This window comes from Agromyces albus (assembly GCF_030815405.1).
Lineage (GTDB): Bacteria > Actinomycetota > Actinomycetes > Actinomycetales > Microbacteriaceae > Agromyces > Agromyces albus_A.
This window is the reverse complement of record NZ_JAUSWX010000001.1, coordinates 712,018-735,631: the sequence shown is the minus strand read 5'-3', so window position 1 is coordinate 735,631 and position 23,614 is coordinate 712,018. Positions and strand designations below refer to the sequence as shown.

General features: G+C 69.9%; 22 protein-coding genes and 1 pseudogene. 13 read left to right on the top strand and 10 right to left on the bottom strand.

Features of this window, described 5'->3' with window-relative positions:
* Positions 1–120 precede the first annotated feature (120 nt).
* The 7 genes from QFZ29_RS03410 to QFZ29_RS03380 all read left to right on the top strand — a co-directional run bounded on the left by QFZ29_RS03410 (position 121) and on the right by QFZ29_RS03380 (position 8,275).
* Positions 121–1,356, top strand: coding sequence for a Gfo/Idh/MocA family protein (locus QFZ29_RS03410; RefSeq protein ID WP_306896585.1), 1,236 nt, complete (start codon positions 121–123; stop codon positions 1,354–1,356).
* Positions 1,357–1,361: 5 nt separating this feature from the next.
* The gene (locus QFZ29_RS03405) at positions 1,362–2,564 is read left to right on the top strand and encodes a dihydrodipicolinate synthase family protein (protein WP_306892845.1); all 1,203 of its coding nucleotides are present in this window, start codon (positions 1,362–1,364) and stop codon (positions 2,562–2,564) included.
* Positions 2,561–3,439: a sugar phosphate isomerase/epimerase family protein gene (locus tag QFZ29_RS03400; RefSeq protein WP_306892844.1), complete on the top strand. Its 879-nt coding sequence runs from the start codon at positions 2,561–2,563 to the stop codon at positions 3,437–3,439. Before QFZ29_RS03405 ends, QFZ29_RS03400 begins: the two co-directional genes overlap by 4 nt.
* A gap of 212 nt (positions 3,440–3,651) precedes the next feature.
* Positions 3,652–4,716: a sugar ABC transporter substrate-binding protein gene (locus tag QFZ29_RS03395; protein WP_306892843.1), complete on the top strand. Its 1,065-nt coding sequence runs from the start codon at positions 3,652–3,654 to the stop codon at positions 4,714–4,716.
* A gap of 117 nt (positions 4,717–4,833) precedes the next feature.
* Positions 4,834–5,586: an ATP-binding cassette domain-containing protein gene (locus QFZ29_RS03390; protein ID WP_306892842.1), complete on the top strand. Its 753-nt coding sequence runs from the start codon at positions 4,834–4,836 to the stop codon at positions 5,584–5,586.
* Positions 5,583–6,866 carry a sugar ABC transporter permease gene (locus tag QFZ29_RS03385; protein WP_306892841.1) on the top strand — a complete coding sequence of 428 codons (1,284 nt, stop codon included), beginning with the start codon at positions 5,583–5,585 and terminating at the stop codon, positions 6,864–6,866. The genes QFZ29_RS03390 and QFZ29_RS03385 overlap by 4 nt, the downstream gene beginning before the upstream one ends.
* A 44-nt stretch (positions 6,867–6,910) precedes the next feature.
* Positions 6,911–8,275, top strand: a complete 1,365-nt coding sequence (locus QFZ29_RS03380; protein ID WP_306892840.1) for a GNAT family N-acetyltransferase — start codon at positions 6,911–6,913, stop codon at positions 8,273–8,275.
* A gap of 30 nt (positions 8,276–8,305) precedes the next feature.
* Here the strand turns inward: QFZ29_RS03380 and QFZ29_RS03375 are convergent, their stop codons facing one another.
* Positions 8,306–9,436: an AI-2E family transporter gene (locus tag QFZ29_RS03375; RefSeq protein WP_306892839.1), complete on the bottom strand. Its 1,131-nt coding sequence runs from the start codon at positions 9,434–9,436 to the stop codon at positions 8,306–8,308.
* Positions 9,437–9,552: 116 nt separating this feature from the next.
* Between QFZ29_RS03375 and QFZ29_RS03370 the strand changes: the two genes are divergently transcribed.
* A complete protein-coding gene (locus QFZ29_RS03370) occupies positions 9,553–11,043 on the top strand; it encodes an MDR family MFS transporter (protein WP_306892838.1) in 1,491 nt (496 codons plus the stop codon).
* A 7-nt stretch (positions 11,044–11,050) separates the two neighbouring features.
* Here QFZ29_RS03370 and QFZ29_RS03365 read toward each other — a convergent pair whose 3' ends face one another.
* The 5 genes from QFZ29_RS03365 to QFZ29_RS03345 form a co-directional block, all read right to left on the bottom strand.
* The gene (locus tag QFZ29_RS03365; protein ID WP_306892837.1) at positions 11,051–12,196 is read right to left on the bottom strand and encodes a HupE/UreJ family protein; all 1,146 of its coding nucleotides are present in this window, start codon (positions 12,194–12,196) and stop codon (positions 11,051–11,053) included.
* Positions 12,193–14,613 carry a metallophosphoesterase gene (locus tag QFZ29_RS03360; RefSeq protein WP_306892836.1) on the bottom strand — a complete coding sequence of 807 codons (2,421 nt, stop codon included), beginning with the start codon at positions 14,611–14,613 and terminating at the stop codon, positions 12,193–12,195. The genes QFZ29_RS03365 and QFZ29_RS03360 overlap by 4 nt, the downstream gene beginning before the upstream one ends.
* Before the next feature lie 13 nt (positions 14,614–14,626).
* Entirely contained in the window at positions 14,627–15,781 is a 1,155-nt protein-coding gene (locus QFZ29_RS03355; protein ID WP_306892835.1) for a hypothetical protein, read from the bottom strand.
* A 162-nt stretch (positions 15,782–15,943) separates the two neighbouring features.
* Complete coding sequence (locus tag QFZ29_RS03350; protein WP_306892834.1) at positions 15,944–17,383, bottom strand: lipase maturation factor family protein; 1,440 nt, start codon at positions 17,381–17,383, stop codon at positions 15,944–15,946.
* Positions 17,384–17,436: 53 nt separating this feature from the next.
* A complete protein-coding gene (locus QFZ29_RS03345) occupies positions 17,437–18,165 on the bottom strand; it encodes an NUDIX hydrolase (RefSeq protein WP_306892833.1) in 729 nt (242 codons plus the stop codon).
* Between the two features lie 81 nt (positions 18,166–18,246).
* On the opposite strand from QFZ29_RS03345, the gene QFZ29_RS03340 reads away from it, so the two are divergent.
* Complete coding sequence (locus tag QFZ29_RS03340; RefSeq protein WP_373426177.1) at positions 18,247–19,059, top strand: MBL fold metallo-hydrolase; 813 nt, start codon at positions 18,247–18,249, stop codon at positions 19,057–19,059.
* 3 nt (positions 19,060–19,062) lie between these two features.
* Here the strand turns inward: QFZ29_RS03340 and QFZ29_RS03335 are convergent, their stop codons facing one another.
* The gene (locus QFZ29_RS03335; RefSeq protein ID WP_306892832.1) at positions 19,063–19,635 is read right to left on the bottom strand and encodes an NADPH-dependent F420 reductase; all 573 of its coding nucleotides are present in this window, start codon (positions 19,633–19,635) and stop codon (positions 19,063–19,065) included.
* A 101-nt stretch (positions 19,636–19,736) separates the two neighbouring features.
* On the opposite strand from QFZ29_RS03335, the gene QFZ29_RS03330 reads away from it, so the two are divergent.
* From QFZ29_RS03330 to QFZ29_RS03320, 3 genes are all read left to right on the top strand, one after another.
* Positions 19,737–20,258 (top strand): MarR family winged helix-turn-helix transcriptional regulator, encoded by a 522-nt coding sequence (locus QFZ29_RS03330; protein ID WP_306892831.1) that lies wholly within the window; start codon positions 19,737–19,739, stop codon positions 20,256–20,258.
* Between the two features lie 86 nt (positions 20,259–20,344).
* A complete protein-coding gene (locus tag QFZ29_RS03325) occupies positions 20,345–20,968 on the top strand; it encodes a ClpP family protease (RefSeq protein ID WP_306892830.1) in 624 nt (207 codons plus the stop codon).
* Positions 20,965–21,600 carry a ClpP family protease gene (locus QFZ29_RS03320; RefSeq protein WP_306892829.1) on the top strand — a complete coding sequence of 212 codons (636 nt, stop codon included), beginning with the start codon at positions 20,965–20,967 and terminating at the stop codon, positions 21,598–21,600. Before QFZ29_RS03325 ends, QFZ29_RS03320 begins: the two co-directional genes overlap by 4 nt.
* Positions 21,601–21,855: 255 nt before the next feature.
* On the opposite strand, the pseudogene QFZ29_RS03315 reads toward QFZ29_RS03320, so the two are convergent.
* From QFZ29_RS03315 to QFZ29_RS03305, 3 genes and pseudogenes are all read right to left on the bottom strand, one after another.
* A pseudogene (locus QFZ29_RS03315) lies at positions 21,856–22,032 on the bottom strand (helix-turn-helix domain-containing protein); the annotation flags it as partial.
* Between the two features lie 77 nt (positions 22,033–22,109).
* Positions 22,110–22,412: a DUF1540 domain-containing protein gene (locus tag QFZ29_RS03310; RefSeq protein WP_129519240.1), complete on the bottom strand. Its 303-nt coding sequence runs from the start codon at positions 22,410–22,412 to the stop codon at positions 22,110–22,112.
* Positions 22,413–22,569: 157 nt separating this feature from the next.
* Positions 22,570–22,767, bottom strand: a complete 198-nt coding sequence (locus QFZ29_RS03305; RefSeq protein WP_306892828.1) for a hypothetical protein — start codon at positions 22,765–22,767, stop codon at positions 22,570–22,572.
* Positions 22,768–23,133: 366 nt separating this feature from the next.
* Here QFZ29_RS03305 and QFZ29_RS03300 point away from each other — a divergent pair, with 366 nt between their 5' ends.
* On the top strand, positions 23,134–23,613 hold the full coding sequence (locus tag QFZ29_RS03300) for a hypothetical protein (protein WP_306892827.1): 480 nt from the start codon (positions 23,134–23,136) through the stop codon (positions 23,611–23,613).
* Position 23,614: the final 1 nt, after the last annotated feature.

The window sequence follows — 23,614 nt, the reverse complement described above, 5'->3', positions numbered from 1 at the left end:
CGCACCACCCTGTCCTACACTTCACTTCGGGTAAACGCTTTCCCGCAGCGGACTCGGCTCGCGCCGCCCGCTCCCGGCTGAACAGGAACCAACGTGGCAGAGTCGACCATCGGCATCATCATGAACGGCGCAACGGGGCGCATGGGCTACCGCCAGCATCTCGTGCGCTCCATCCTCGCGATCCGCGAGCAGGGCGGCGTGCTGCTCGCCGACGGCACTCGCGTGCAGGTCGAGCCGATCCTCGTCGGCCGCAGCGAGGCGAAGCTCGCCGAGCTCGCCGCGAAGCACGGCATCGAGCACTACACGACGAACCTCGACGAGGCCCTCGCCGACCCGCGTTGGCAGATCTACGCCGACTTCCTCGTCACGAAGGCCCGTGCAGCAGCGATCAAGAAGGCGATCGCCGCCGGCAAGGCGATCTACACCGAGAAGCCCACCGCCGAGAGCTTCGAAGAGGCCCTCGAGCTCGCGCGCCTCGCGCAGGCCGCCGGCATCAAGAACGGCGTCGTCCACGACAAGCTCTACCTGCCGGGCCTGCAGAAACTCAAGCGCCTCATCGACTCGGGCTTCTTCGGCCGCATCCTCTCGGTGCGCGGCGAGTTCGGCTACTGGGTCTTCGAGGGCGACTGGCAGCCCGCCCAGCGCCCCAGCTGGAACTACCGCGCCGAAGACGGCGGCGGCATCATCGTCGACATGTTCCCGCACTGGAGCTACGTGCTCGAGAACCTCTTCGGCCGCGTCGAGTCGGTGTATGCGCAGGCCGTCACGCACATCCCGAGCCGCGTCGACGAGCAGGGCGACGAGTACCTCGCCACCGCCGACGACGCCGCCTACGCGGTCTTCGAGCTCGAGGGCGGCGTCGTCGCCCAGCTGAACTCGAGCTGGACCGTTCGCGTCAACCGCGACGAACTCGTCGAGTTCCAGGTCGACGGCACGCACGGCTCGGCCGTCGTGGGGCTCTTCGGCTGCAAGATCCAGCCGCGCAACGCCACCCCGAAGCCCGTCTGGAACCCCGACCTCGCCGACGCGCACGACTACGACGCCGACTGGATCGAGAGCCCAGGCAACCAGGAGTTCGAGAACGGCTTCAAGACGCAGTGGGAGGAGTTCATCCGCCACGTCGTCGACGATGCCCCGAACCACTACGACTTCCTCGCGGGCGCACGCGGCGTGCTGCTCGCCGAGCTGGGTCTCGCGTCCTCCGAGCAGGGCCGTCGCATCGAGCTCCCCATCGTGACGCTCGAGGGCGTGGCCCAGACGGATGCCGCCGGCAGCACCACGGCGCCGGGCGCCGCGGATGCCGCGAGCATCGCCGGCCCCGCGGCATCCGACGCCCTCACCGGATCGGCCCGCTGAGCACCATGACGACCCTCACCCTCATCGACGAGTCGGGCACCCGCACCGGGGTGCCCCTCGCCCCCGCGTCGATCATCGCGAAGCCGCGGCATCCGCTCACGAGTCGCGTGGTGTACGCCGCAGCTCACGTCGTGCCCAAGGCGTGGGCCGACAACGTGCCGGGCGCGCCGGCCGAGATCGACTGGGACCAGACGCTCGCGTTCCGCCACCACGTGTGGTCATGGGGGCTCGGCGTCGCCGACGCCATGGACACCGCACAGCGCAACATGGGCCTCGACGCCGCCGCGACGCGCGAGCTCATCTCGCGCAGCGCCGCCGAGGCGGCGAGCGTCGGCGGTCGCCTCGTGGTGGGCGTCAACACCGACCATGTCGACGAGGAGCACATCTCGCTCGACGAGGTGATCGACGCCTACAAGGAGCAGCTGCACTTCACCGAAGACGCGGGCGCCGGCGTCGTGCTCATGGCGAGCCGCCACCTGGCCCGCGCTGCACGCACGGCCGACGACTACCGCCGCGTCTACCGCGAGGTGCTGCAGGCGGCTGGCGCGCCCGTCATCCTGCATTGGCTCGGCACGGCGTTCGACCCGAGCCTCGCCGGTTACTTCGGCTCAGCCGACACCGACGTCGCCTCGTCGACACTCCTGCAGGTGATCGAGTACAACCGCGAGCGCGTGGCGGGCGTGAAGATGAGCCTGCTCGACGCGGGCGCCGAGATCGCCGTGCGCGAGCGCCTGCCCGAGTCGGCCCGCATGTTCACGGGCGACGACTTCCACTACGTGGGCCTCATCGAGGGCGACGAGCGCGGCCACTCCGACGCGCTGCTCGGCGCCTTCGCTGCACTCGCGCCGCACGCCTCGGCGGCCGTGCAAGCCCTCGACGCGGGCGACACCGCGAGGTACCGCGACCTGCTCGGCCCGACCGAGGCACTCTCGCAGCAGATCTTCGCCGCGCCCACCTACTACTACAAGACCGGTGTCGCGTTCCTCTCGTGGCTCAACGGCCACCAGTCGGCGTTCAGCATGGTCGGCGGCCTGCACGCCGCCCGCAGCCTGCCGCACCTCTCCGAGATCGTGCGGCGCGCGAACGCGTGCGGCGCGCTCGAGCGGCCCGAGCTCGCGGCGGCCCGCTGGCAGTCGCTGCTGACGCTCAACGGCATCGAGCCGGCCGAGGTCACGAGCGAAGCTGATCTCGAGGAGGCGCTCGCATGACCGCGCACCCGCGACTCTCGCTCAACCAGGCCACGATCAAGTACGCCCCGTTCGACGAAGCCCTGCGCCTGACGCGCGCCGGCGGCTACGAGTCGATCGGGCTCTGGCGGGAGCCCGTCGCCGCCGTCGGACTTGACGAGACGGCCCGCCGGCTCGCCGACTCGGGCCTGCGCGTGTCGAGCCTCTGCCGCGGCGGGTTCTTCACCCTGCCCGAAGGTCCCGACCGGCGTGCGGCGATCGACGAGAACCGCAGGGCGATCGAGGAGACCGCGACGCTCGCCGCCGCCGGAGCTCCCGGCTCGGCCGCCGTGCTCGTGCTCGTCGCGGGCGGGATCCCTGCCGGATCCACCGATCTGGTGGGTGCCCGCGAGCGCGTGGGCGACGCCCTCGGCGAGCTGGCTCCGGATGCCGCGGCCGCCGGGGTGACCCTCGCGATCGAGCCGCTGCATCCGATGTACGCCTCCGACCGTGCCGTCATCTCGACGCTCGGGCAGGCGCTCGATCTCGCGGAGCCGTTCGACGCGGCGACCGTCGGGGTCGTCGTCGACACCTTCCACGTCTGGTGGGATCCAGCAGTGTTCGAGCAGATCGCGCGCGCCGGAGCATCCGGTCGCATCGCGAGCTATCAGGTGTGCGACTGGGCGACGCCGCTGCCGGCCGACGTGCTGCTGGCGCGGCATTACCCGGGCGACGGCGTCATCGACTTCACCGCGTTCACGCGGGCCGTCGAGGCCGCCGGATACGCGGGCGACATCGAGGTCGAGATCTTCAACGAGGCGATCTGGGATGCCGCGTGGCCAGAGGTCGTCGAGCGCACCGCGTCGTCGTTCGAGCGCGTCGTGGCACCGCACCTGTCTGCGCGCGTCGGAGCCTGAACCGACCGCTGCGGGCACCCCCAGTCAAGGGGCCACGATCGGGCGCATCGGCGAGCAATCCCGGAGTTCCGGCAGGGATGGCGCGTAACCGGCCCATTCGGTACCCAAGCGTTATGAAGGAATCCTCCACATTGCGCGATCATGGCAGTGCCGCCGCCAAGGATGACGACGGCACCGCGAGGGGTCGACCTCACCTACAGAAGGGGAGCGCCATGAAGACTTCTTCACTGGTCTCTGCCGCCGCTTTCGCCGGAGTCTCGGCGCTGTTGCTGGCGGGCTGTGCGGGCGGCGGCGATGGTGGCGGAGAAGACGGGGGCGACGCGGCGACGCGAGCCTGTGTCATCTTGCCCGACGCCGCCTCCTCACCGCGCTGGGAGAACAACGACCGTCCGTATCTCGAAGAGGGCCTCGAGGCCGCGGGATTCGAGACCGACATCCAGAACGCCCAGGGCGACGTCAACAAGTACTCCACCATCGCCGACCAGCAGCTCAGCAAGGGCTGCGGCGTGATGCTGCTCGTCGACTACAACGGCGCCGGAGCCGCGGTCGCCGAGAAGGCCAAGGCCGAGGGCATCCCGGTGATCGCCTACGACCGCCCGATCGAGGGTGCCGACTACTACGTCTCGTTCGACAACTTCGAAGTGGGCCGCCTCGAGGGGCAGTCGATCGTCGACGGCCTGGCCGCTGCCGGCAAGGACCCGGCCACGGCGGTCGTGGTCTACATGGGCGGTGACCCGGCCGACGGCAACGCCAAGATGTTCCACGACGGCGCCGTCGAAGCCATGGAAGCCGCCGGCATCAAGCCCGCCGCTGAGCCGCCGGGAGTCTGGGACGGCGACAAGACCGCGACGAACTTCGAGCAGGCGCTCACCTCGCTCGGCGGCAAGGTCGACGCAGTCTGGGTGGCGAACGACACCAACGCGGCGGGCGTCATCACGATCCTCGACAAGAACGGCCTCACCGTTCCCGTCTCGGGTCAGGATGCCTCGATCGCCGGCCTGCAGAACGTGCTGCTCGGCAAGCAGACCGCAACGGTCTACAAGCCGATCAAGCTCGAGGCCGACGCCGCGATCGAACTCGCCGTCGCGCTCCTCGAGGGCGAGACGCCCACCGCTGACCAGGAGCTCGAGGACGGCACGCCGTACATCGCCGTCACCCCGGTGCTCGTCGGGCCGGAGGAGGTCATCCAGGTCGTCGACGCCGGCGACGCCGACGCTGCGGAGCTCTGCGAGGGCGAAGTCGCCGCCGCGTGCGAGCAGTACGGCATCACTCCATAGCCGAACGGATCGGAGGCCTCGAGGCGCAGCCTGCTCCGGGGCCTCCGATCCATCCCGTCATCCGCGACGTCGCGTGCCACACTGAGATCAGACAGCGTCGTCTGAAAGGAACCGGCAATGGACAAGCCCATCATCGAGCTCACGGGGATCGTCAAGAGCTTCGGGCCGGTCAGCGTGCTCAAGGGCGTCGGCCTGAAGGCCTACCCGGGCAAGGTCACCGCCCTCGTGGGCGACAACGGCGCGGGCAAGTCGACGCTCATCAAGGGCCTCGCCGGCGTGCAGCCCTACGATGCCGGCACCGTGCGCTTCGACGGTGAAGAGGTCGTGCTGCACACCCCACGCGACGCCGCACACCTCGGGATCGAGGTCGTCTACCAAGACCTCGCGCTCTGCGACAACCTCGACATCGTGCAGAACATGTTCCTCGGTCGCGAGGAGACGGTGAGCGGCACGTTCGACGAGGGCCGCATGGAGCGCGAGGCATCCGACACCCTCCGCTCCCTCTCGGTGCGCACCGTGAAGTCGGTGCGACAGAAGGTGGCTTCACTCTCGGGCGGCCAGCGGCAGACGGTCGCGATCGCCCGTGCGGTGCTGAAGAAGGCACGCGTCGTCATCCTCGACGAGCCGACGGCCGCCCTCGGCGTCGCACAGACCGAGCAGGTGCTGCACCTCGTGGAGCGCCTCGCCGAGCAGGGCGTCGCGGTCATCATCATCAGCCACAACCTCGCCGACGTGTTCGCCGTCGCCGACCACATCTACGTGCTCTACCTCGGGCAGATGGTCGCCACGCTCGACACGAAGGACACCACGAGCGACGACGTCGTCGGCTACATCACCGGCACGAAGACCGCGGCAGGAGCGAGCGCATGAGCGCACCAGAGACGGTGTCCACCTCCGACGCCGCGCCAGGCCCCGGCACAGGCGACCTCATCGGCAGCGGCCAGGAGGGGACGATCCAAGACCAGGTTCGCGGGTACCTCCAGCGCCTGCGGAGCGGCGAGATGGGCGCGCTGCCGGCCGTCGGCGGCTTCGTCGTGCTGACGATCCTGTTCAGTCTGCTCAGCCCGTTCTTCCTGACCGAGCGGAACTTCGCCAACCTGCTGACCCAGGCGGCCACGCTCGTCATGCTGGGCATGGCCCTCGTGTTCGTGCTGCTGCTCGGAGAGATCGACCTGTCGGCCGGCGTGACGAGCGGCATGACGATGGCCCTGTTCATCGTGCTCGTCAACGTGCACGGAGTGCCGTGGATGATCGCGCTGGCGATCGCGTTCGCCGCCGGCATCCTCACCGGCACGTTCATCGGCTTCTTCGTCGCGAGGGTCGGCATCCCCTCGTTCGTCGTGACCCTCGGCCTCTTCCTCGGCTATCAGGGACTCACGCTCATGATCATCGGAGCGGGCGGCCTCTACCGCGTGCAGATCCCCGAGATCAGGGCCATCCAGAACCAGAACCTCCCGGTCTGGGCCGGGTGGGCCATGCTCGCGATCATTCTCGCGGTCTCGGCGGCGACCTCGTTCTGGGATCGCGCCCGTCGCACACGCGCCGGCGTTCCCAACCGCACGATCACGCTCGTCTGGATCAAGCTCGGCGTCATCGCGGTCATCGGCGGCGCCGTGGTCGGCATCCTCAGCCGCAACCGCGGCCAGTCGGTCGGAGCCGTCGAGGGCGTGCCGATCGTCGTGCCGATCGTGCTCGTCATCCTCTGGATCGGCACGTTCGTACTCGACCGCACGAGGTACGGACGATACCTCTACGCGATCGGCGGCAACGCCGAAGCGGCGCGGCGCGCGGGCGTCAAGGTCATGCTGATCCGGTGGACCGCGTTCATCATCTGCTCGAGCCTCGCCGTCGTCTCCGGCCTGTTCTCGATCAGCAAGGTCGGCGCGGTCGACGCGGCCGCCGGCCGTGAGATCGTGCTGTCGGGCGTCGCCGCTGCGGTCGTCGGTGGCGTGAGCCTCTTCGGCGGCCGCGGCCGCCTGCTGCACGCCGCCGTCGGCGCGCTGGTGATCGCCGTCATCACGAACGGACTCGGGCTGCTCAACCTCCCCGCGGGGGTCAACCTCGTGGTCACGGGCAGCGTGCTCATCCTCGCGGCCACGGTCGACGCGGTCTCGCGCACGAGGGGCGGCGGCAGGATCCTGCGCACCTGACGGGCTCGCCCGACTCCCCAGCCTGCCGCAGGTACTCTGGGATGATGTCGTTCGATCTGCAGGACATCCCGCTCGACTCCGCGGCATCCGCTGCCATCGCGGCGCAGGGACTCGAGTACCGACTGCTCGACCCGGGCAACCGGGCCGCGCTCGCGGCGTGGATCCAGGCAGACATACGCGGCTTCCACCGCGCCCGGCCCCGGAAGACGGATGCCGCGCACCAGCTGCAGGTCCTGACAGACCGGCGCGTGCTCGGCGTCTACGACCCGAAGGCCGCCGACCGCGAGACTCCTGTCGCGACGGTGTCGGGCTGGCCGGCCGGACTCACGGTGCCCGGCGGGCGCAGTGTCGACGGCTGGGCGGTCAGCTCGGTCACCGTCTCGCCGACGCATCGGCGCCGCGGCATTGCGAGGGCGCTCATGGCGGGCAGCGTCGCCGATGCCAGTGCCGCCGGCGCTGCGCTCGCGATGCTCACCGCCACCGAGGCGACGATCTACGGTCGCTTCGGCTTCGCCCCCGCTGCACAGGCGGCGACCATCACGATCGACCGTCCCCGGGTTCGCTGGATCGGTCCCGCCGCGCCCGGACGCCTCGAGCTCATCGAGCCCGCCGAGCTGCGCGACGACGCCGCAGCCCTCGTCCGTCGCGCCGTCGCGCGCACCCCGGGCGAGATCGACCGCTGGCCCGGCCTTCTCGATCGCGTGCTCGGGCTCATCGATCCCGAACGGGACTTCGCCCGAGCAACCCGGGTGGTGCGCTACGACGACGAAGACGGCCAGCCGCAGGGCTTCGTCACCTATCGCATCACGCGCGAGCTCGACGAGCCCGGCATCCTCGACTTCGACTTCCTCGTTGCCGCCACCGACGACGCGGAGCGCGCGCTCTGGCGATTCCTCGTGGAGCAGGACTTCGTGACGGCCGTGCGCGGGCGACTGCGCTCAGTCGACGAGCCGGTGGCGTGGCTGCTCGAGGACCCGCGGGCGATCACGGTCAGCGACGTCGTCGACCACCTCTGGGTGCGCGTGCTCGACCCGGTCGCGGCACTCTCGGCTCGGGTCTATGGCGCGACCGGCACCCTGACCCTCGAGATCGCCGATCCCGACGGCCACGCCGACGGCACCTTCGAGCTCGAGGTCGCCGGCAACGGGCGGGGCGAGCTGCGGCGGGTCGACGATACGCCGTCGGCGGGCGTCACAGCATCGCGGGTCGCGCAGAGCACGCGTCGCTCGCGCCCGTCCCAGGGCATCCGCCTCGGCGTGCAGGAGCTCGGCGCGATCTACCTCGGCGGGGTGCGGCCTTCGGTGCTCGCGCGTGCCGGTCGGCTGGCAGAGGTGGCGCCCGGGTCGATCGCGCTCGCGGACCGCATGTTCGCGTCCGAGCGCACGCCGCACCTCAGCATCTGGTTCTGACCGGCACGCGCGCTCGTTCGCGCTGCAGCGCTACATCCGGTCCTGTCGCGGGAACACGACCTTGTCCATGATGATGACGAGCGAAGCCGCCACCGGGATGGCCACGAGCGCCCCGAGCACGCCGCCGAGCGTTGCGCCCGCCACGGCGGCGATGACGACGAGGGCGCCGGGCACGGCGACCGCGCGCGACATGATGCGCGGACTCAGCACGTAGGCCTCGACCTGCATGTAGATCAGGTAATAGATCGCCGCCGCGAGCGCGGTCACCGGCGACGCGGCGAGGCACACGAGCGAGATGATGACGGCACCCGTGATCGTGCCGACGAGCGGCACGAGCGAGGCGAGGAACGCGATGAACGCGAGCAGGATCGGTTGAGGTGCGCCGATGATCGACAGGTAGATGAGGCTCAGGACACCGTTGGTCGCGCCGAGGCTCACTTGGCCGATGACGTACCGACCGACGGAACCGGTGATCTCCTCCTCGACCTCGCGGTACGCGCCGCGCGAGCTCGCGGGCACGAAGCGCGCCGCGTAGCGCTTCAGCGAGTCGAGCGAGGCGAGGAAGTAGAGGGTCAGGATGAGGACGATGACGGCCCCGGTGAACCCGCCCAGGATGCCGGCGCCCACCGCGAGGATGCCGCCGCCGAGCGAGCCGAGATTGTCGGGGTCGGCGAGCCAGTCGCCCGCGGAGACGATGGTGTCTTCGATCGCGGTGCCGGTGCCGGTCAGGGAATTGAGCCAGCCGACGAATTCGCTGTTCAGCACCCGCTCGACGATGTCGTCCCATTCCCTGATGATGGTCGTCGTCTCTCGGATCACGATCGGCACGATGAGGGAGATGAGGCCGACGAAGAGGCCGATTACGACGACGAACACGAGCAGGATCGCGAGCCCTCGCGGCATGTCGCGGCGTTGCAGCCAGCTGACGATGGGGTCGAGCCCGAGCGCGAGGAAGAGCGCGAGGGCCACGTAGAGGATGACCGTGCCGAGATCGCCGACGATGTTGCCGAGCATCAGGGCGAGCAGCACACCGAGCGCCCCGACGAATCCGATGCGGAACGCGCGGACCCTCACCTCGGGTGCGCGCGATTCGCTGTCGGCCGTGACCTGGGCGGTCGGCTCGGGTTCTGGCGTCGGCCGTCGTTTCGTTCGCACCCGCATGCCCCGACGCTACACGGGCGCGGGGCATCCGTCGGGAATGAAACGGGCGCGAACGCGTTGCGACTGAGAGGGTGACTGGAGGGGCGGCGGTCGACGTCGCCTCAGCGAGGAGCAGCATGACGGAGCAGAGCGCGGTGGGATTCCGTTCCGATCGAGGTCCCGTGCTCGTCGCGGTGATGCTCGCGACGGGGCTCATCGCCATCGACTCCACGATCCTCGCGACCGCTGTGCCGTCGATCGTGGCCGACCTCGGCGGGTTCACCCAGTTCCCGTGGCTGTTCTCGATCTACCTGCTCGCGCAAGCGGTGTCGGTGCCGGTGTACTCAAAGCTCGCCGACACGATCGGGCGCAAGCCGATCATGTTCGTCGGCATCGGCCTGTTCCTCGTCGGCTCGATCCTCTGCGGGTTCGCATGGGATATGACCTCGCTCATCGTGTTCCGCGCGCTGCAGGGACTCGGAGCCGGAGCCGTGCTCCCCGTGTCGATCACGATCACGGGTGACATCTACACGGTGCGCGAGCGCGCGAGGGTGCAGGGCTACATCGCGAGCGTCTGGGCGGCCTCGTCGGTCATCGGGCCGACGCTCGGCGGGCTGTTCGCCGAGTTCGCCTCATGGCGGTGGATCTTCTTCGTGAACATCCCGCTCTGCATCATCGCCGCATGGATGCTGCTCCGCGCGTATCACGAGTCGGTCGGGCGGGAGAAGCACCGCATCGACATCGCGGGGGCGAGCGTGCTCAGCGTCGCGCTCACGCTGCTCATCCTCGCGGTGCTCGAAGGAGGCCAGGCCTGGGCGTGGCTGTCGTGGCAGAGCGTCGGCGCCTTCGCCGTGGGCGGGCTGCTCCTCGTCGCGTTCGTGCTCATCGAACGGCGGGCGGCCGAGCCGGTGTTGCCGCTCTGGCTGTTCTCGCGGCGGCTCATCGTGACGACCTCGCTCATCTCGCTCGGCGTGGGCGCCGTACTCATCGGCCTGACCTCGTATGTTCCGACCTTCCTCGAGGTCACGGCCGGCGCTTCGCCGCTCGTGTCGGGGCTCGCCGTCGCCGCGCTCACCCTCGGCTGGCCGATCGCGGCCGCCCAGTCCGGCCGCCTCTACCTCCGCATCGGGTTCCAGCGCACCGCGCTCATCGGGCTCGCGATCACCGTGCTCGGCTCGACGGCGCTCCTCGTGTCGTCGTTCACGCCGAACGTCGTGGCGACCGCGATCGCGTGCTTCATCGTCGGGCTCGGACTCGGGCTCGTGGCCTCCCCCACCCTCATCGCAGCGCAGTCGTCGGTGCCGTGGACCGAGCGCGGCGTCGTCACCGGCGCGAACATGTTCCTGCGCTCGATGGGCAGTGCCGTGGGCGTCGCGATCTTCGGCGCGGTCGCGAACGGCGTCATCGTGCGCTCCGGGCTCGGCGAGCACTCCCCCGTCGCCATTCAGGCCGCGTCGACGGCCGTCTTCGTCGCGGTGCTCGTCGCCGCGTTCGTCACGATCGCCGGCGGCATCGCGATGCCCCGTGCCGACGTCGACGACGTCGAGCACCGCCCGGCCGAGGTGAGCGCCGCAGGGAACGCCGCCGCCACCGCCACCGAGCGCGCCGACGAGGCAACCGGGGCCTGAATTCCGCTCACGCCATCGCGCTCACGCCGGCGATCACGCGCTCGACGAACCAGAACAGCCCTGCGGCTCCGACGAGCACGGCCGCGATGAGGATCGCAGGTCCGGCCGCAGCTGTGCGCCGGAGCAACACGAGCAGCGGGAACGCGATCGCGATGAGCACGAGCTGCACCGCCTCGATGCCGAGGTTGAACGCGATCAGCGACGACAACAGCTCCCACGACCACCCTTCGTCGATGCCGAGTGCGCTCGCGAACCCGAGGCCGTGCAGCAGGCCGAAGGCGAACACGACCGGCGGCCGCCATCGTGCGGCCGTCTCGCGACGGGAGAGCGCTGCGGCTGCGGCCGCGACGATCGACAGCGCGATCACCGGTTCGACGATCGCGGCCGGCACGTTCACGAGGCCCATCCCGGCGAGCAGGAACGTCACGCTGTGCGCGACGGTGAACATCCTGGCGTTGAGCACGACCCCTCGAATGCTTCGTGCACCGAGCAGCAGCGCGACCAGGAAGAGCACGTGGTCGAGCCCCAGCAGCAGGTGCTCGGCGCCGAGCACGAAGAACGCGCCGAATTGCGGAGCGGTCGCGTCGAGTTCGATCGTCGGCGCGCCGGCGTCGAGCATGCCGCTGCCCCGAGCGCCGTCGAGATCCCAGCTCACGAGGGTCTCGGTGTCGTGCACGAACCCCTCGATGTCGGGGAACAGCGCGCTCGAGACCGCGAGGGTGCCGGGTTCGCCACCGCGGCACTCGGCGACGTAGCTGAGCACCGCGAAGGCACGATCGTTCCGCTGGCGGAGGTCGGGCGCATCGCCGCGTTCGAGGAGACAGCGGCTGTCATCGGCGTCGACCGCGAACCGTTCGGTCACGTACTCGTCGACGGCGTCGGCGTTCCCGGTGAGCTGGCGCAGCTGTTCTGCGGGATCCGTCGCCTCGTAGGCTTCCGCGTAGAGCCAGGCCGACTTCATCAGCAGGTCGTACTCGAGTTCGAGCTCGACGGTGACCTCGGAGCCGAGGCGCTCGATCTCGGCGTAAGCGGACGTCGTCGAATCGTGGGCCGCCGCCGGGCCTGCCGGGAGCACGACGGCGAGCAGGATGGCGCCGACCGCCGCCGCGGCCCGGGCGAACGGGACGCGACGGCGGCGGTGATGATGCATCATCCGGCCAGGGGCTCACTCTGCCGGAAGTACGGGAAGAGCGGGGAGCCCTCGTTCCACACGCCGGGCCGGCCTGCGGCATCCGACGTGATGAACACCGAGGGCTCCGAGGTCGTCTCGCCTCCGCCGGCCGATCGAGCGGTGACGAGCCACGCGTACGCCGTGCCCGGCTTGAGCTTCGCCCATTCGATCGACGCCACTTCACCGGAGGCCACGGTCGTCTCGCCGACGACCTGGGTCGGCACGTAGAGTGCCACCGAGTCGGTGTGGAAGCTCGTCGTGCGGCTCGTGAGGTCGACCGGCAGCACCATGTTGTCTTCTGTGCCGTCGTACCGCTTCCGGTCGTCGTATTCGGTCGCCCCGAACTCGTCGAGCAGCGGCGAGTACGTGTCGACGTTCATGATGCCCCGGTCGACGTCGATCTGCAGCAGCCGGAAGAAGCTCGCTCCGAACTGCAGCTGCGCGTCGGGCTGGTACCCGCCGATCTCCGTCAGTCCGAGGCGATCTGCAGAGACCGTGTAGAACTGGTAGTCGGCGAGCAGTTCGACGACGCCGCGGTCGACCTCCCCGACGCGCGCCTTCACGTTCGTGCCCACGCCGTGCTCGTGGCCGGCGAGGATCAGGAACACGTTCGCGTTCTTCTCCACCACCGTGTTGTAGAGCATCGAGCCGTCGGGTGCCGAGAAGCTCGCATTGCGTCCGTCGGGTTGCGTGCTCGGGGCGAGGTAGTCGTGCGAGAGCAGGATGCCGTTGCGGTCGGGGAACTGCGCGAAGATGCCGCCTGCCCACTCCGCCTCCTCGCGCGTCACGCCGTACGAGAGGCCGACCACGACGAAGTCGAGCCCGCCCGCCGAGAACAGGTCGTAGTGATTCTGGTTGTCGCCGTCACGCCAGGGCCCACCGTACTCGGCCTGCTGCCACCCGGCCGCTGCTGCCGCGTAACGGTCGGGGCCGTAGTAGCGGTTGAAGATGGCCTCGGGTCCGTTCTCGGTGCCCGACTGGTTGTCGTGATTGCCCGCGACGACGCCGTTCGGCACGCCCGCGGCATCCAGCACGGCCTGCTGGGCCGACGACACCTCGAACTCGCCGATCGCCTGCTGCGCCTGCGCGTCGGTGACGGGCTTGCGGATGTTGTTCTCGATGATGTCGCCCGTGTGGGCGACGTAGGCGATTTTGCGCGACTCCGCGTTCTCGGCGATCCAGTCGACGATCCCCGAGTACGCCGACTCCCACACCGCACGCTCCTCCGGCGTCTCCTGCTCGACGGCGCCCTCCGAGATGTACTGCGTGTCGGTGAAGTGCGCGATCGAGAAGTCGTAGCTCGCTGGGTCGGCGAAGCTGTTCGGGTCGCCGGCGACGAGGTCGTCGGCGAAGGGGTCTTCACCCGTGACCATGACGTGCACCTGCTGGCCGTCGATGTAGCGGTCGTCGACGTCGGCCGTGAGCACCGTGTCGCCCTCCGCTGTTCCACGGGCGCTCGCGAGCACGTCCCACGTTGCGCCTGCCACGTTCCATGCACGCAAGGAGGCGAGGCGGTCTGGGTCGATGACGCCGGCCCAGCGGAGCACGGGGGCGCGCACCTTGCCCTTGATCATCACGTCGAAGCGCTGGTAGGCGACATCGCGCGAGGCGCTGGTGTCGAGGGTGAGTCCGTCGCCAGGGGTGAGCGATGAGGCGTCGACCGGCTGCTCGCCGTCGACCCGGAGCGTGGTCGGGACTGCCGGCGACGTGCCCTGCCACACCTGGTTCGGGCTGATGATCTCGGCCTGCGAGAAGGTCGCCGTGACATCGCCGCCGTCGGGCTCGGCGACCTTCGCGGAGAGCGTGACGTCCGCGCCGATGTCGGTGGCACCGGAGAGCGGATCGAGCTCCGCCGGCGCATCCGGGATGCCGGCCGAGACGAACACGATCTCGTGGGTGACCCCGTTGCCGAGACCGTCGACGGCCGTGACGGCGAGCGTGTGCTCGCCTGCGCTGAGGCCGGGGCCGATCGCGTCGGCGAGTGCCACGGGGGCGCCGTCGAGTGTGACGTCGGGTCCGGAGAGGATGCCCGAGGCATCCTCCAGGAACACATCGAGCGTCACGGCCGACGTGATCGTCTCGCCCGCGGCGGGGCTGCTCGAGACCACGGCGGGGCCGCTGTTGTCGCTGATGAGCGTGCGCGTCGCGACCTCGCCGGTCGTGGAGGCGGCGGCGATGAGGTGCTCGCCGTCGGCGAGCGCCGTCGTGTCCACATCGGATCGGAGACCCTGCTGGGGCGCTTCGACCGAGAACTGGAGCGCGACCTCGCGGAGCAGGGTCGCGTTGGTGCCGCAGCTGCCGTCGCCCATCGCGTAGGAGGCCTGAAGCCCGACGCCCGTCGCGGTTCCGGCGGCCGGCGCGAGTGCGAGCGCCGAGACCGCGAAGTCGTCGCGGTTCACCCCGCACGCCGAGTCAGATGCCGCCGGTGACGAGCTGGATCGTGTTCGCGCCCGGCTGGAGCCACTCGTTCGGGAATGCGACGTCGACGCGGCGGCTCACGAAGTCGCCGCCGATGTCGTGCTTGATCCCGTTCACGAGAATGTGGTTGTGGTAGCGGGACTCGATCGAGTTCGAGCCCACGTTGAAGCTCAGCACGGCGTCGCCCGCGCCGAGGGCCGGCACGGTCTGCGCGCCGCTGCCGTCGATCGTGAGGCTGGCCACCCCGCCGTCACCCGAGGCCGGCTGCGTCGCGAAGACCTGCTGCACACCCTTGGCGATCGTTCCATCGGCCGGCGTCACGTGCGGTGCGCCCACGGGGGCGTTGTTGACGGTCACGGTGCTCGTGGCGCTCGCGCCCGAGGCGGTCGTGGCGACGATCGTGTGCGGGCCGTTCGCGACGGTCGACGTGTCGAGCTCGCTCGAGAGACCGGTCGTTCCCTGCGGGTCGCCGAGGACGAAGAACGAGAGCTCCGCCGAGAGCCGGAGCGAGGTGTTCGTGCCGCAGCTGCCGTCGCCGAACGAGTAGCTGTACTCGTTCTCCTTGCCGTCGGCGATCTCGCCGAGCAGCTCGAGGCCCAGGTTCGAGAGCACGAAGTCGTCGTGGTTGAGGCCGCACGAGGAGGGGACCGCGCCCGTGACGATCTCGATCGTGTTCTCGCCCTGCACGAGGTGCTCGTTCGGAATCTCGAGATCGACGCGCTCGTTCACGTGGTCACCGATGGCGATGCGGTGGTCGCCGTTCACCAGGATGTAGTTGCCGAAGCGAGCCTCGGTGGAGTTCGAGCCGACATCGAACCGCAGGTACGAGACCCCCACGGTCGCCGTCGCGTCGAGCTCGGCGCCGTCGAGGGTGAGGCTCGTCACGTCGTCGTCGGCCGCGACAGGGGTCGCCGCGATCGTCGCGACGCCCTCGAGGTAGGCGCCGCTCTGCGGCGTGAGCAGCGGCGGCGTGGGTTCCGCCGGTGTCGGCTTCGCCGCCGGCAGTGCCATCGTGCCGGGCGCCGCCGAAGCGGCCTGCACGTGCACCGGCGCGATCGCGAGGCCGGCTCCGAGGAATGCCGAGATCGCCACCGCCACCACCTCCATCGGTCTGCCGCCGTTGCGGCGTCCGTTCCTCCACCACTGCATGCGTGTGCACCCTCCCTGGCAAGCCATTCGGGCCCTCGCGGTCGTTGCGAGGCACCCCGGATGACACGGTGGCCAGCCACGGTGAACAACGGGAGTTCGATGGACGACGTGTCGGGGTCAGCTGGGAGAACGGTTGCCGGAGAGTGACCACGGCTGAAACGGTCAGCGCAGCCCCGCCGGCGGAATGACCTCGCCCTGCAGCGTGCGCACCCAGCGCTCACCCGTCTCGCGGTACTCCGCGTGCGTCGAGAAGCGGTAGTGGTACGCGCGGGCGCGCACCCATCGCGGCGGCTGCCCGTCGAACGGGTCGATGCGGATGAGCTTCAGCGTTGCGGCATCCGCTTCGAGGAATCGCAGCAGGAGCATCTCGAACCACGGCTCCCAGATGCGGCCGAGCGGCAGGAACCACATCAGCCAGTCGAGCCGCAAGTGATAGGGCGCCCATTGGGGCGGCATCCGCCGCAGATCGCCGGGCTTTCCCTTGAACTCGTACTCGCGCCATTCCGCGTCGCCGTCGGGCGACTCGGCGAGGGTGCCCTCGACGACGATCTCGATGCGCCGCTTCGTGACCGTGCCGAAGGCGCCGTAGGCGTTCACGAGCATCCAGCGGTTGAAGCTCGCGTTCATGAGCTGCCGGCGCGAGAAGAGGTTCTGCACCGGGCGCCAGCTCAGCGCGAGCAGGAGCACCGCCACCGCGGCGACGATGACGAACCACCAGATCGGCGTCGACGCGGCATCCGTGCCCAAGTCCGTCGGGATCGCCGGGATCAGCCAGTGCCAGGCGGAGTCGGTGACAGCGGATGCCGCGAGCACCACGGTGATCCAGTTGAGCCACGCGAAGTTGCCGGTGACGATGAGCCACAACTGTGTGAGGATCACGACCGCGGCGGCTGATGAGCCGACCGGCCCCGGCACGAACAGCAGGAACGGCACGATCAGCTGGGCGAAGTGGTTGCCGAGCACCTCGCCCTTGTGGAACCACTTCGGCAGCAGGTGCGCCTGCCGGCTCACGGGATTGGGAATCGGCTGCGTCTCGTGGTGGTACATGAGCGCGGTGAGGTCGCGCCACTCGCTCCCGCCGCGGATCTTGATCATGCCCGCCCCGAACTCGAGCCGGAACACGAGCCACCACACGGCGACGACGATCATGATCGGTGGCGGCTCGTTGATCGACCCGAGGAACGCGACCGAGAAGAGCGCCTCGCAGAGCAGCATCTCCCAGCCGAAGCCGTAGAAGGTCTGGCCGACGTTCACGATCGAGAGGTAGAGGATCCACAGCGCGAGGAACACGAGCATCGGCAGCCACGGAGGGCCGAGCTGCGGGAGGCCGAGGATCACGGATGCCGCGAGCACGAGCCCCGCGATCGCCACGGCCACGAGCCGCCGATCGGTGTATCCCCAGCGGAAGAGGGTGGGGCCGCGGAGCCGCGACGCGAGCTGCAACAGCACGGGAACGGGCAGCAGCCCGTGCTCGCCGAGGAGCGGCCGGAACTGGTTCAGTGTCGACCAGAACGCCACGAAGGCGAGCGCGCCCACCCCGCGTTGCAGCACCTGGCGGGCGATCTCGTAGTCGTGCGCATCGAACCAGTCGAGCCAGTCCACTCGCTCACGGTACCGCCGGCGAGCAGCTGCCGTCGATCAGCACCGGCCGTCGATCAGAAGCGGTGCAGGTAGACCCACGGCAGCCGGTCCATCACGAGCCGGTGGCGGCGGCCCTCGGCGTCGGGGGCGTCGTCGGGAACGGCAGGCTGGTCGCGCTCGGCACCGTTCACGGCGTCGTACTCGTCGTCCTCCTGCCAGAACACGGTCGTGCGTCGCTCGTTGAAGCGACCGACGAAGGGGCGCACGTCGCCGCTGCGCAGTTCGGCGAGTGCGGCGTCGACGGATGCCGCGTGCTGCAGTCCGTGCAGCGTGACCCACGTCGGCGGCCACAGCGTCATCGCGCCGGCGGCGTGCCGCTCGAGCGCGTCGATCGGGCGAAGCCACTCCGCGCCGGCGACCTCGTCTGGTGCGAGCCGCAGCTCGCCGTCGGGCACCCGCACGGCGAAGAACGTCGTCGTGAGCTGCTTCTGCGCTCCCTTCGGCGGGGTCCAGTGCGAGAACGGCACGAGCTCGGCGGCGTCGATCTCGAGGCCGACCTCCTCACGCGTCTCGCGCACGGCGGCCCTGCGGGCGGCTTCGATGCCGTCGATCGGGTCCCCTGCGGCATCCGCCTCGTCGACCGCACCGCCGGGGAAGACCCACGCACCCGCGAACGAGCCGCGGTCGCGCGGTCGCTCGGCGAGGAGCACCTCGAGTCCGCGCTCGCCATCGCGCAGCAGCACGACCGTCGCCGCGGCACCGGTGCCGGCGGGATCGGTCAGGGATTCGAGGTCGCTGTCCATGCCCTCAGACTAGGCCGCGCGGCGCGCGAGCACACGGGTGCCGGCGTCCCCCGAAATGGGCTGCGCCGATACACTGCGGACATGGATGAGACCTCTTCGGGCCCCTCCGTCGGCGAGCCGGTCTCGCCGGTCGCAACGCTCGTGCGGGCGCCGAACCCCGGACCGATGACGCTCGACGGCACGAACTCCTTCGTGCTGCGCACGCCGGGCGCCGCGGGCTGCGTCGTCGTCGACCCCGGCCCCGACGACGCCGGCCATCTCGCCCGCCTCGCCGCCGCCGGCCCCGTCGAGCTCGTGCTCGTCACTCACCATCACGCCGACCACACCGAGGGCGTCGCCCGGTTCGCCGCGATGACGGATGCCCCGGTGCGGGCGATCGATCGCGCGCTCTGCCTCGGCGCTCCGCCGCTCACCGATCGGGAGCGCATCAAGGCTGCAGGCCTCGAGATCGAGGTCGTCGCCACACCGGGACACACCGCGGACTCGGTGTGCTTCGTGCTGCCCGGCGACGCGGCGCTCGGCGTGAAGGATGCGATTCTGACGGGCGACACGATCCTCGGTCGGGGAACGACGATCATCTCCGACCCCGACGGCGCGCTCGGGCCGTACCTCAGCTCGCTCGAGCGGCTGCGCGCGCTCGGCTCCGAAGCGCCCGTGCTCGTGCTGCCCGGCCACGGCCCGGTGCTCCCCGATCTCGCCGAGATCTGCGACGCCTACCTCGCCCATCGCGCGGAGCGCATCGAGCAGATTCGTGCCGCCCTCGCCGAACTCGGCGCGGGCGCCTCGGCCGCTGCTGTCACCGACCTCGTCTACGCCGACACGGATGCCTCGGTGCGAAGTGCAGCCGAGGCATCCGTTCGAGCGCAATTGCGGTACCTGCGCGGCACCGCGTAGCCGTCAGGCTGCGACCGCGAAGCCGCCGGTCCAGCCGATCTTCTCCTGCACGCCGAGCGTGAGCTGGAGGAAGCCCACGGACTCGAGCTCGCGAGCACGTGACAGCGACCCCGCGTCGATCGCAGCGACGCCACCGGCGCGCACGACCTCGGCGAGCTCGTTCTTCGCGTCGACGTCGTCGCCGGCGATGAGCACGGTGGTCGGCAGGCCGCCCACGGTCTTCGCGGCGAGCGTCGAGGCGAAGTTCGTGTTGAAGGCCTTGAGCACGCGCGAGTCGGGCAGCGCCTTCGCGAGCTCGCCCGCCTTCGAACCATCGGCCGGAGCGACGAGGGAGTCGAAGGTCTCGAAGTTCAGCGGGTTCGTGATGTCGACGACGATCTTGCCGGCGAGGTCGGCGCCCCGGGTCGCGACGATCTCGTCGAGCGCCGGGTGCGGCACGGCGAGCACGACGATGTCGCCCGTGATGGCCTCTGACGTGTCGCGGCCGATGTACTCGACGGGGTTGCCTCCGGCGGTGACGATGCCGCCGATGACGCTGCCCATGTTGCCGGATCCGATGATGCTGACGGTGGTCATGTGTGTTCCTCTCGGCGCCGCTCTGGCGCATTACTTGTCGGTACAACCAACACTCTAGCCGCAATCAGTTGTAGCGTCAACCAATGCGGTAGGATGAAGACATGAGCAGCGACACGAGATGGCTGAGCACCGAGGAATCCGCCGCCTGGGTGCGGCTCGTGGCGATCACCGAACTGCTGCCGAACGCGCTCGATGCGCAGCTTCTCCGCGACGCGGGCCTCACCCACTTCGAGTACGGCGCCCTCATGGCCCTCGCCGGGGCGCCAGAACGCACCATGGTCATGACCGAGCTCGCCTCGCGCACCAACGCGACCCTCCCGCGCCTCTCGCACGTCGCTCGCCGGCTCGAGGAGCGCGGCCTCATCGAGCGTTCTCCATGCCGCACCGACCGTCGCGCCACGAACGCGACCATCACCGAAGCCGGTCTCGACCTCATCGACCAGGCGGCGCCCGGTCACGTCGATACCGTTCGCGCGAACGTGCTCGACCTGCTCACCGAGGAGCAGGTCGGCCAGCTCTACCAGATCGCGGGCGCCGTGCTGACGCAGCTCGATCCCGAGGAGCGCCTCGCCGCCACCTCGTGCCAGTTCAGCGAGGGTCCGGCGGTCGCGCGGGCGGGGTAGAGCTCTCAACCACCGGTCTGCTCTCGGCAGCACTGCCCTGAGCGGCATCCGCCCCGCGGCATCGCGCGCCCGCGCAGGCTGGAGACATGAGCGACCATGAGCCCCCTCCGATCCTGCCGATCGACGCCGAGCTGACGAAGCGGCTCTTCCACGAACGCATCATCGTGCTCGGCGACGAGCTCGACCAAGCCGGCGGCAATCGCCTGGTCGGGCAACTCATCACCCTCGCGGCCGACGACCCGCGCCGAGACATCCGCTTCTGGATCAACTCCCCCGGCGGCTCGGTCTCAGCGATGCTCGCGATCGCCGACGTCATGCGCTCGATCCCGAACGACGTCTCGACGATCGCCGTCGGCATCGCGGCGAGCGCGGGCCAGTTCCTGCTCTCGGCCGGCACGCCGGGCAAGCGGTTCTCGCTGCCGCACGCGCGCATCCTCATGCACCAGGGCTCCGCGGGCATCGGCGGCACGGCCGTCGACGTCGAACTGCAGGCCGACGACCTGCGCTACACGCGCGACACGGTGCTCGGCCTCGTCTCGGAGTTCACGGGCCAGCCCGTCGAACGCATCGCCGAGGACTCCCTGCGCGACCGCTGGTACACGGCGACCGAGGCCGTCGACTACGGCTTCATCGACCGCATCGCCGAGGGCTTCGACGAGATGTACCCGCAGGCCCTCCGGCCCCAAACAGGATTGCGAGTGATGGCATGACCAGTTACACGATCCCCTACGTCATCGAGAAGCGCGGCAACTCCGAGCGCTCGCTCGACGTCTACAGCCGGCTGCTTTCGGAGCGCATCGTCTACCTCGGCACCGAGATCGACGACGGCGTCGCGAACGTGCTCATCGCGCAGTTCCTGCATCTCGCCTCGGAATCGAACGACGTGCCGATCAGCCTCTACGTGAACTCCCCCGGCGGCTCCCCGGGCGCCGCGCTCGCGGTGTACGACACGATGCAGCACATCCGGCCGGATGTCACGACGACGTGCGTCGGCCAGGCCGGCGGGCCTGCCGCGGTGCTCCTGGCCGGCGGGGCGAAGGGGCAACGCGCGATCCTGCCGCACGGGCGGGTGATCCTGCACCAGCCGTCGACCCAGGGACGCGGCTCGATCCCCGACCTCATCCTGCACGCCGACGAGGTGGTACGCGTGCGCGCCGAGCTCGAGGCGGCGCTCGCCGCCGACACCGGGCGGGATGCCGTGACGCTCCGGCACGACACCGACCGCGATCTCATCCTCCCCGCGGCCGCCGCGGTCGAGTACGGCCTCGCCGATCACGTGCTCACAGCGCAAGTGCCGATCGGGGCGTCGAGCGTCGAGGCGTCCTACGCGGCGAGCAGGTAGGCGTCGAAGCGGACGGGAGCCGGTGCCGGGGTCGGGCATGGTGACGTCGGGCATGGCGAGCGGATGCTCCGGCACGGCGTCGGCGCGGAACGCGAACGAGGCCTCGACCCGCAGGAGCTCCCGCCGCTCGGCGTTCCTGCGCTCGGCCTCCTGCCGCTCGCCGAGCACGTCGCCGACACGGCGGACCACGTCGACGAGTGCGAGCCCGAGCGCGTCGGCCACCGAGCCGAGCACCTCGGACGACGGCTCCTTGCGGCCGCGCTCGATCTCGGAGAGATACTGCGGCGAGACGCCCGCGGTCGACGCGACCTCGGTGAGGATGCGCTCCTGCTCGAGTCGCTCGCTGCGCAGCACCTCGCCGAGCACGTGCCGCCACAGCGGCTTGGACGTGGGCGAGCCAGTGGCCCGCGTGAACTCGACGACCTTGCGCATGGCACGAGGGTAGCCGTGGCATCCGCTCGGGAACAGGCCGATCCGCTCAGAGCAGAACGAGCGGGTCTCTCGCCGGATCAGCGGGGGTCGTAGGTGAGGCAGTCGGCCTCGACGGCGCCCGGGCCGACGCGAACGGATGGCGCCGTGCACTCGAGCGAGGAGTTGTGCACGCACTCCGCACGCTGGCAGGCGCCGACGTGCGTGAGCACCTTGTCGAGCCCGCCCTTCGTGCCGAGCGGGATGAACGTGGCGCACTCGGCATCACCGATGGAGCCGCCGATCGTCACCGCCGCCGCATGGCAATGCGAGTGGTCGTTGTAGGAACATCCGGAAACCGAACACTCGCTGACTGCGGGCATGTCGTCAAGGGTCATGCTCATGGTGACCTCCACTGCGTCTCGACCGTGCAATACCGAGATGCTAGCCCGGGCACCCGGCGGCGCACAGCACCTGCGACCCGAATTTCCGCAGATCAAAGGCCGTTTCTACTGAGGGGAGGCTTACCTACCTGACCCGAATGCGAGCTTGCCGACACCGTCAGGCGGGCGGGTTCTCGGGGTCGAACGTCTCGATCGAGTCCTGCTCGACCGCATTGTCGGCGTCGAGCTCGTTGGCGTCGGGACCGAGCTCCTCGGCATCGTTGCCCTGCTCGGGACGCACCTTCTCGGGCTCGCCGACGTCAGGGGTGTTCTCGTCGGGGTCGCGTCGCTCGAACGGCTCGCGTGGGTCGGTCATCATCGCTCCATAACTCGCCGGTAGGGATGCGTCCAGCCTGCGCCCGGTCGCGGCATCCGTCAACTGCTTGACAGCACGGCGCCACGACGCGGGTGGTTTCCATACGCGTCCGGCTTCGCCGGGCGCTACTCAACCAGCGGGTGACAGAATGAACGCAGACACTCGGAGGTGGGCGATGTCAACCGAATTCGTGCTGTGGTCGATGCTGGGCCTGTATGGCGCCGTCGGCGGCTTGCTGCTCCTCGCGGCGTTGTGGTCGATCATTCGCGCGAAGCGCTGAATGCTCTGGCCTCGCCGCCGCGCCTCGTGAGAGGCTGAGCGAACGCGGCTCCCGGTCAGGGAAGTCGACGCTCGAGGGGAGTCGGCATGGGACTTTTCGACAAGGCGAAGAACGCGTTCACCGGCGGGCAGGCCAGCGGGCAGGCTGGCGCACAAGACTGGGCCGCGCACGCGCAAGCCGCGCAAGAGCTCGCGAACCAGTCACTGCGCGACGCGGGCTACACCGACGGCTCGCCGGTCACGATGGCCAACGCCGGTGCGGTGAACGCAGCGATGTCGGCCGACCACGACGTGCTCAACGCGTACGGCCAGGAGCTCAATCGCATCATCGCCGTCGGCGCGCCCGGCACCTCGGTGATCCGCAGCGCCGTCGATACGGGCGAGCGCACCGCGGGCAACCCGTGGTACCTGCTCGAAGTCGAGGTCACCCTCCCCGGCAAGGAGCCCTATACGGTGCAGAAGCGCGAGATGGTCGCCCCGCAGTTCCTCGCGGGCTACGCCGAGGGCAGCGTGCACGAGATCAAGGTCGACCCGGCCGACCCGAACAAGACCGCCTTCACGAGCTAGC

Excerpts from the sequence above, each read along its gene's own strand:
- QFZ29_RS03370 (WP_306892838.1), top strand. The coding sequence starts at position 9,553 with ATGACGGAGCAGAGCGCGGTGGGATTCCGTTCCGATCGAGGTCCCGTG.
- QFZ29_RS03330 (WP_306892831.1), top strand. The coding sequence starts at position 19,737 with ATGAGCAGCGACACGAGATGGCTGAGCACCGAGGAATCCGCCGCCTGG.
- QFZ29_RS03385 (WP_306892841.1), top strand. The coding sequence starts at position 5,583 with ATGAGCGCACCAGAGACGGTGTCCACCTCCGACGCCGCGCCAGGCCCC.
- QFZ29_RS03375 (WP_306892839.1), bottom strand. The coding sequence starts at position 9,436 with ATGCGGGTGCGAACGAAACGACGGCCGACGCCAGAACCCGAGCCGACC.
- QFZ29_RS03400 (WP_306892844.1), top strand. The coding sequence starts at position 2,561 with ATGACCGCGCACCCGCGACTCTCGCTCAACCAGGCCACGATCAAGTAC.
- QFZ29_RS03325 (WP_306892830.1), top strand. The coding sequence starts at position 20,345 with ATGAGCGACCATGAGCCCCCTCCGATCCTGCCGATCGACGCCGAGCTG.
- QFZ29_RS03395 (WP_306892843.1), top strand. The coding sequence starts at position 3,652 with ATGAAGACTTCTTCACTGGTCTCTGCCGCCGCTTTCGCCGGAGTCTCG.
- QFZ29_RS03310 (WP_129519240.1), bottom strand. The coding sequence starts at position 22,412 with ATGAGCATGACCCTTGACGACATGCCCGCAGTCAGCGAGTGTTCGGTT.
- QFZ29_RS03320 (WP_306892829.1), top strand. The coding sequence starts at position 20,965 with ATGACCAGTTACACGATCCCCTACGTCATCGAGAAGCGCGGCAACTCC.
- QFZ29_RS03390 (WP_306892842.1), top strand. The coding sequence starts at position 4,834 with ATGGACAAGCCCATCATCGAGCTCACGGGGATCGTCAAGAGCTTCGGG.
- QFZ29_RS03380 (WP_306892840.1), top strand. The coding sequence starts at position 6,911 with ATGTCGTTCGATCTGCAGGACATCCCGCTCGACTCCGCGGCATCCGCT.
- QFZ29_RS03300 (WP_306892827.1), top strand. The coding sequence starts at position 23,134 with ATGGGACTTTTCGACAAGGCGAAGAACGCGTTCACCGGCGGGCAGGCC.
- QFZ29_RS03405 (WP_306892845.1), top strand. The coding sequence starts at position 1,362 with ATGACGACCCTCACCCTCATCGACGAGTCGGGCACCCGCACCGGGGTG.
- QFZ29_RS03410 (WP_306896585.1), top strand. The coding sequence starts at position 121 with ATGAACGGCGCAACGGGGCGCATGGGCTACCGCCAGCATCTCGTGCGC.
- QFZ29_RS03365 (WP_306892837.1), bottom strand. The coding sequence starts at position 12,196 with ATGATGCATCATCACCGCCGCCGTCGCGTCCCGTTCGCCCGGGCCGCG.
- QFZ29_RS03340 (WP_373426177.1), top strand. The coding sequence starts at position 18,247 with ATGGATGAGACCTCTTCGGGCCCCTCCGTCGGCGAGCCGGTCTCGCCG.
- QFZ29_RS03335 (WP_306892832.1), bottom strand. The coding sequence starts at position 19,635 with ATGACCACCGTCAGCATCATCGGATCCGGCAACATGGGCAGCGTCATC.
- QFZ29_RS03345 (WP_306892833.1), bottom strand. The coding sequence starts at position 18,165 with ATGGACAGCGACCTCGAATCCCTGACCGATCCCGCCGGCACCGGTGCC.
- QFZ29_RS03305 (WP_306892828.1), bottom strand. The coding sequence starts at position 22,767 with ATGACCGACCCACGCGAGCCGTTCGAGCGACGCGACCCCGACGAGAAC.
- QFZ29_RS03355 (WP_306892835.1), bottom strand. The coding sequence starts at position 15,781 with ATGCAGTGGTGGAGGAACGGACGCCGCAACGGCGGCAGACCGATGGAG.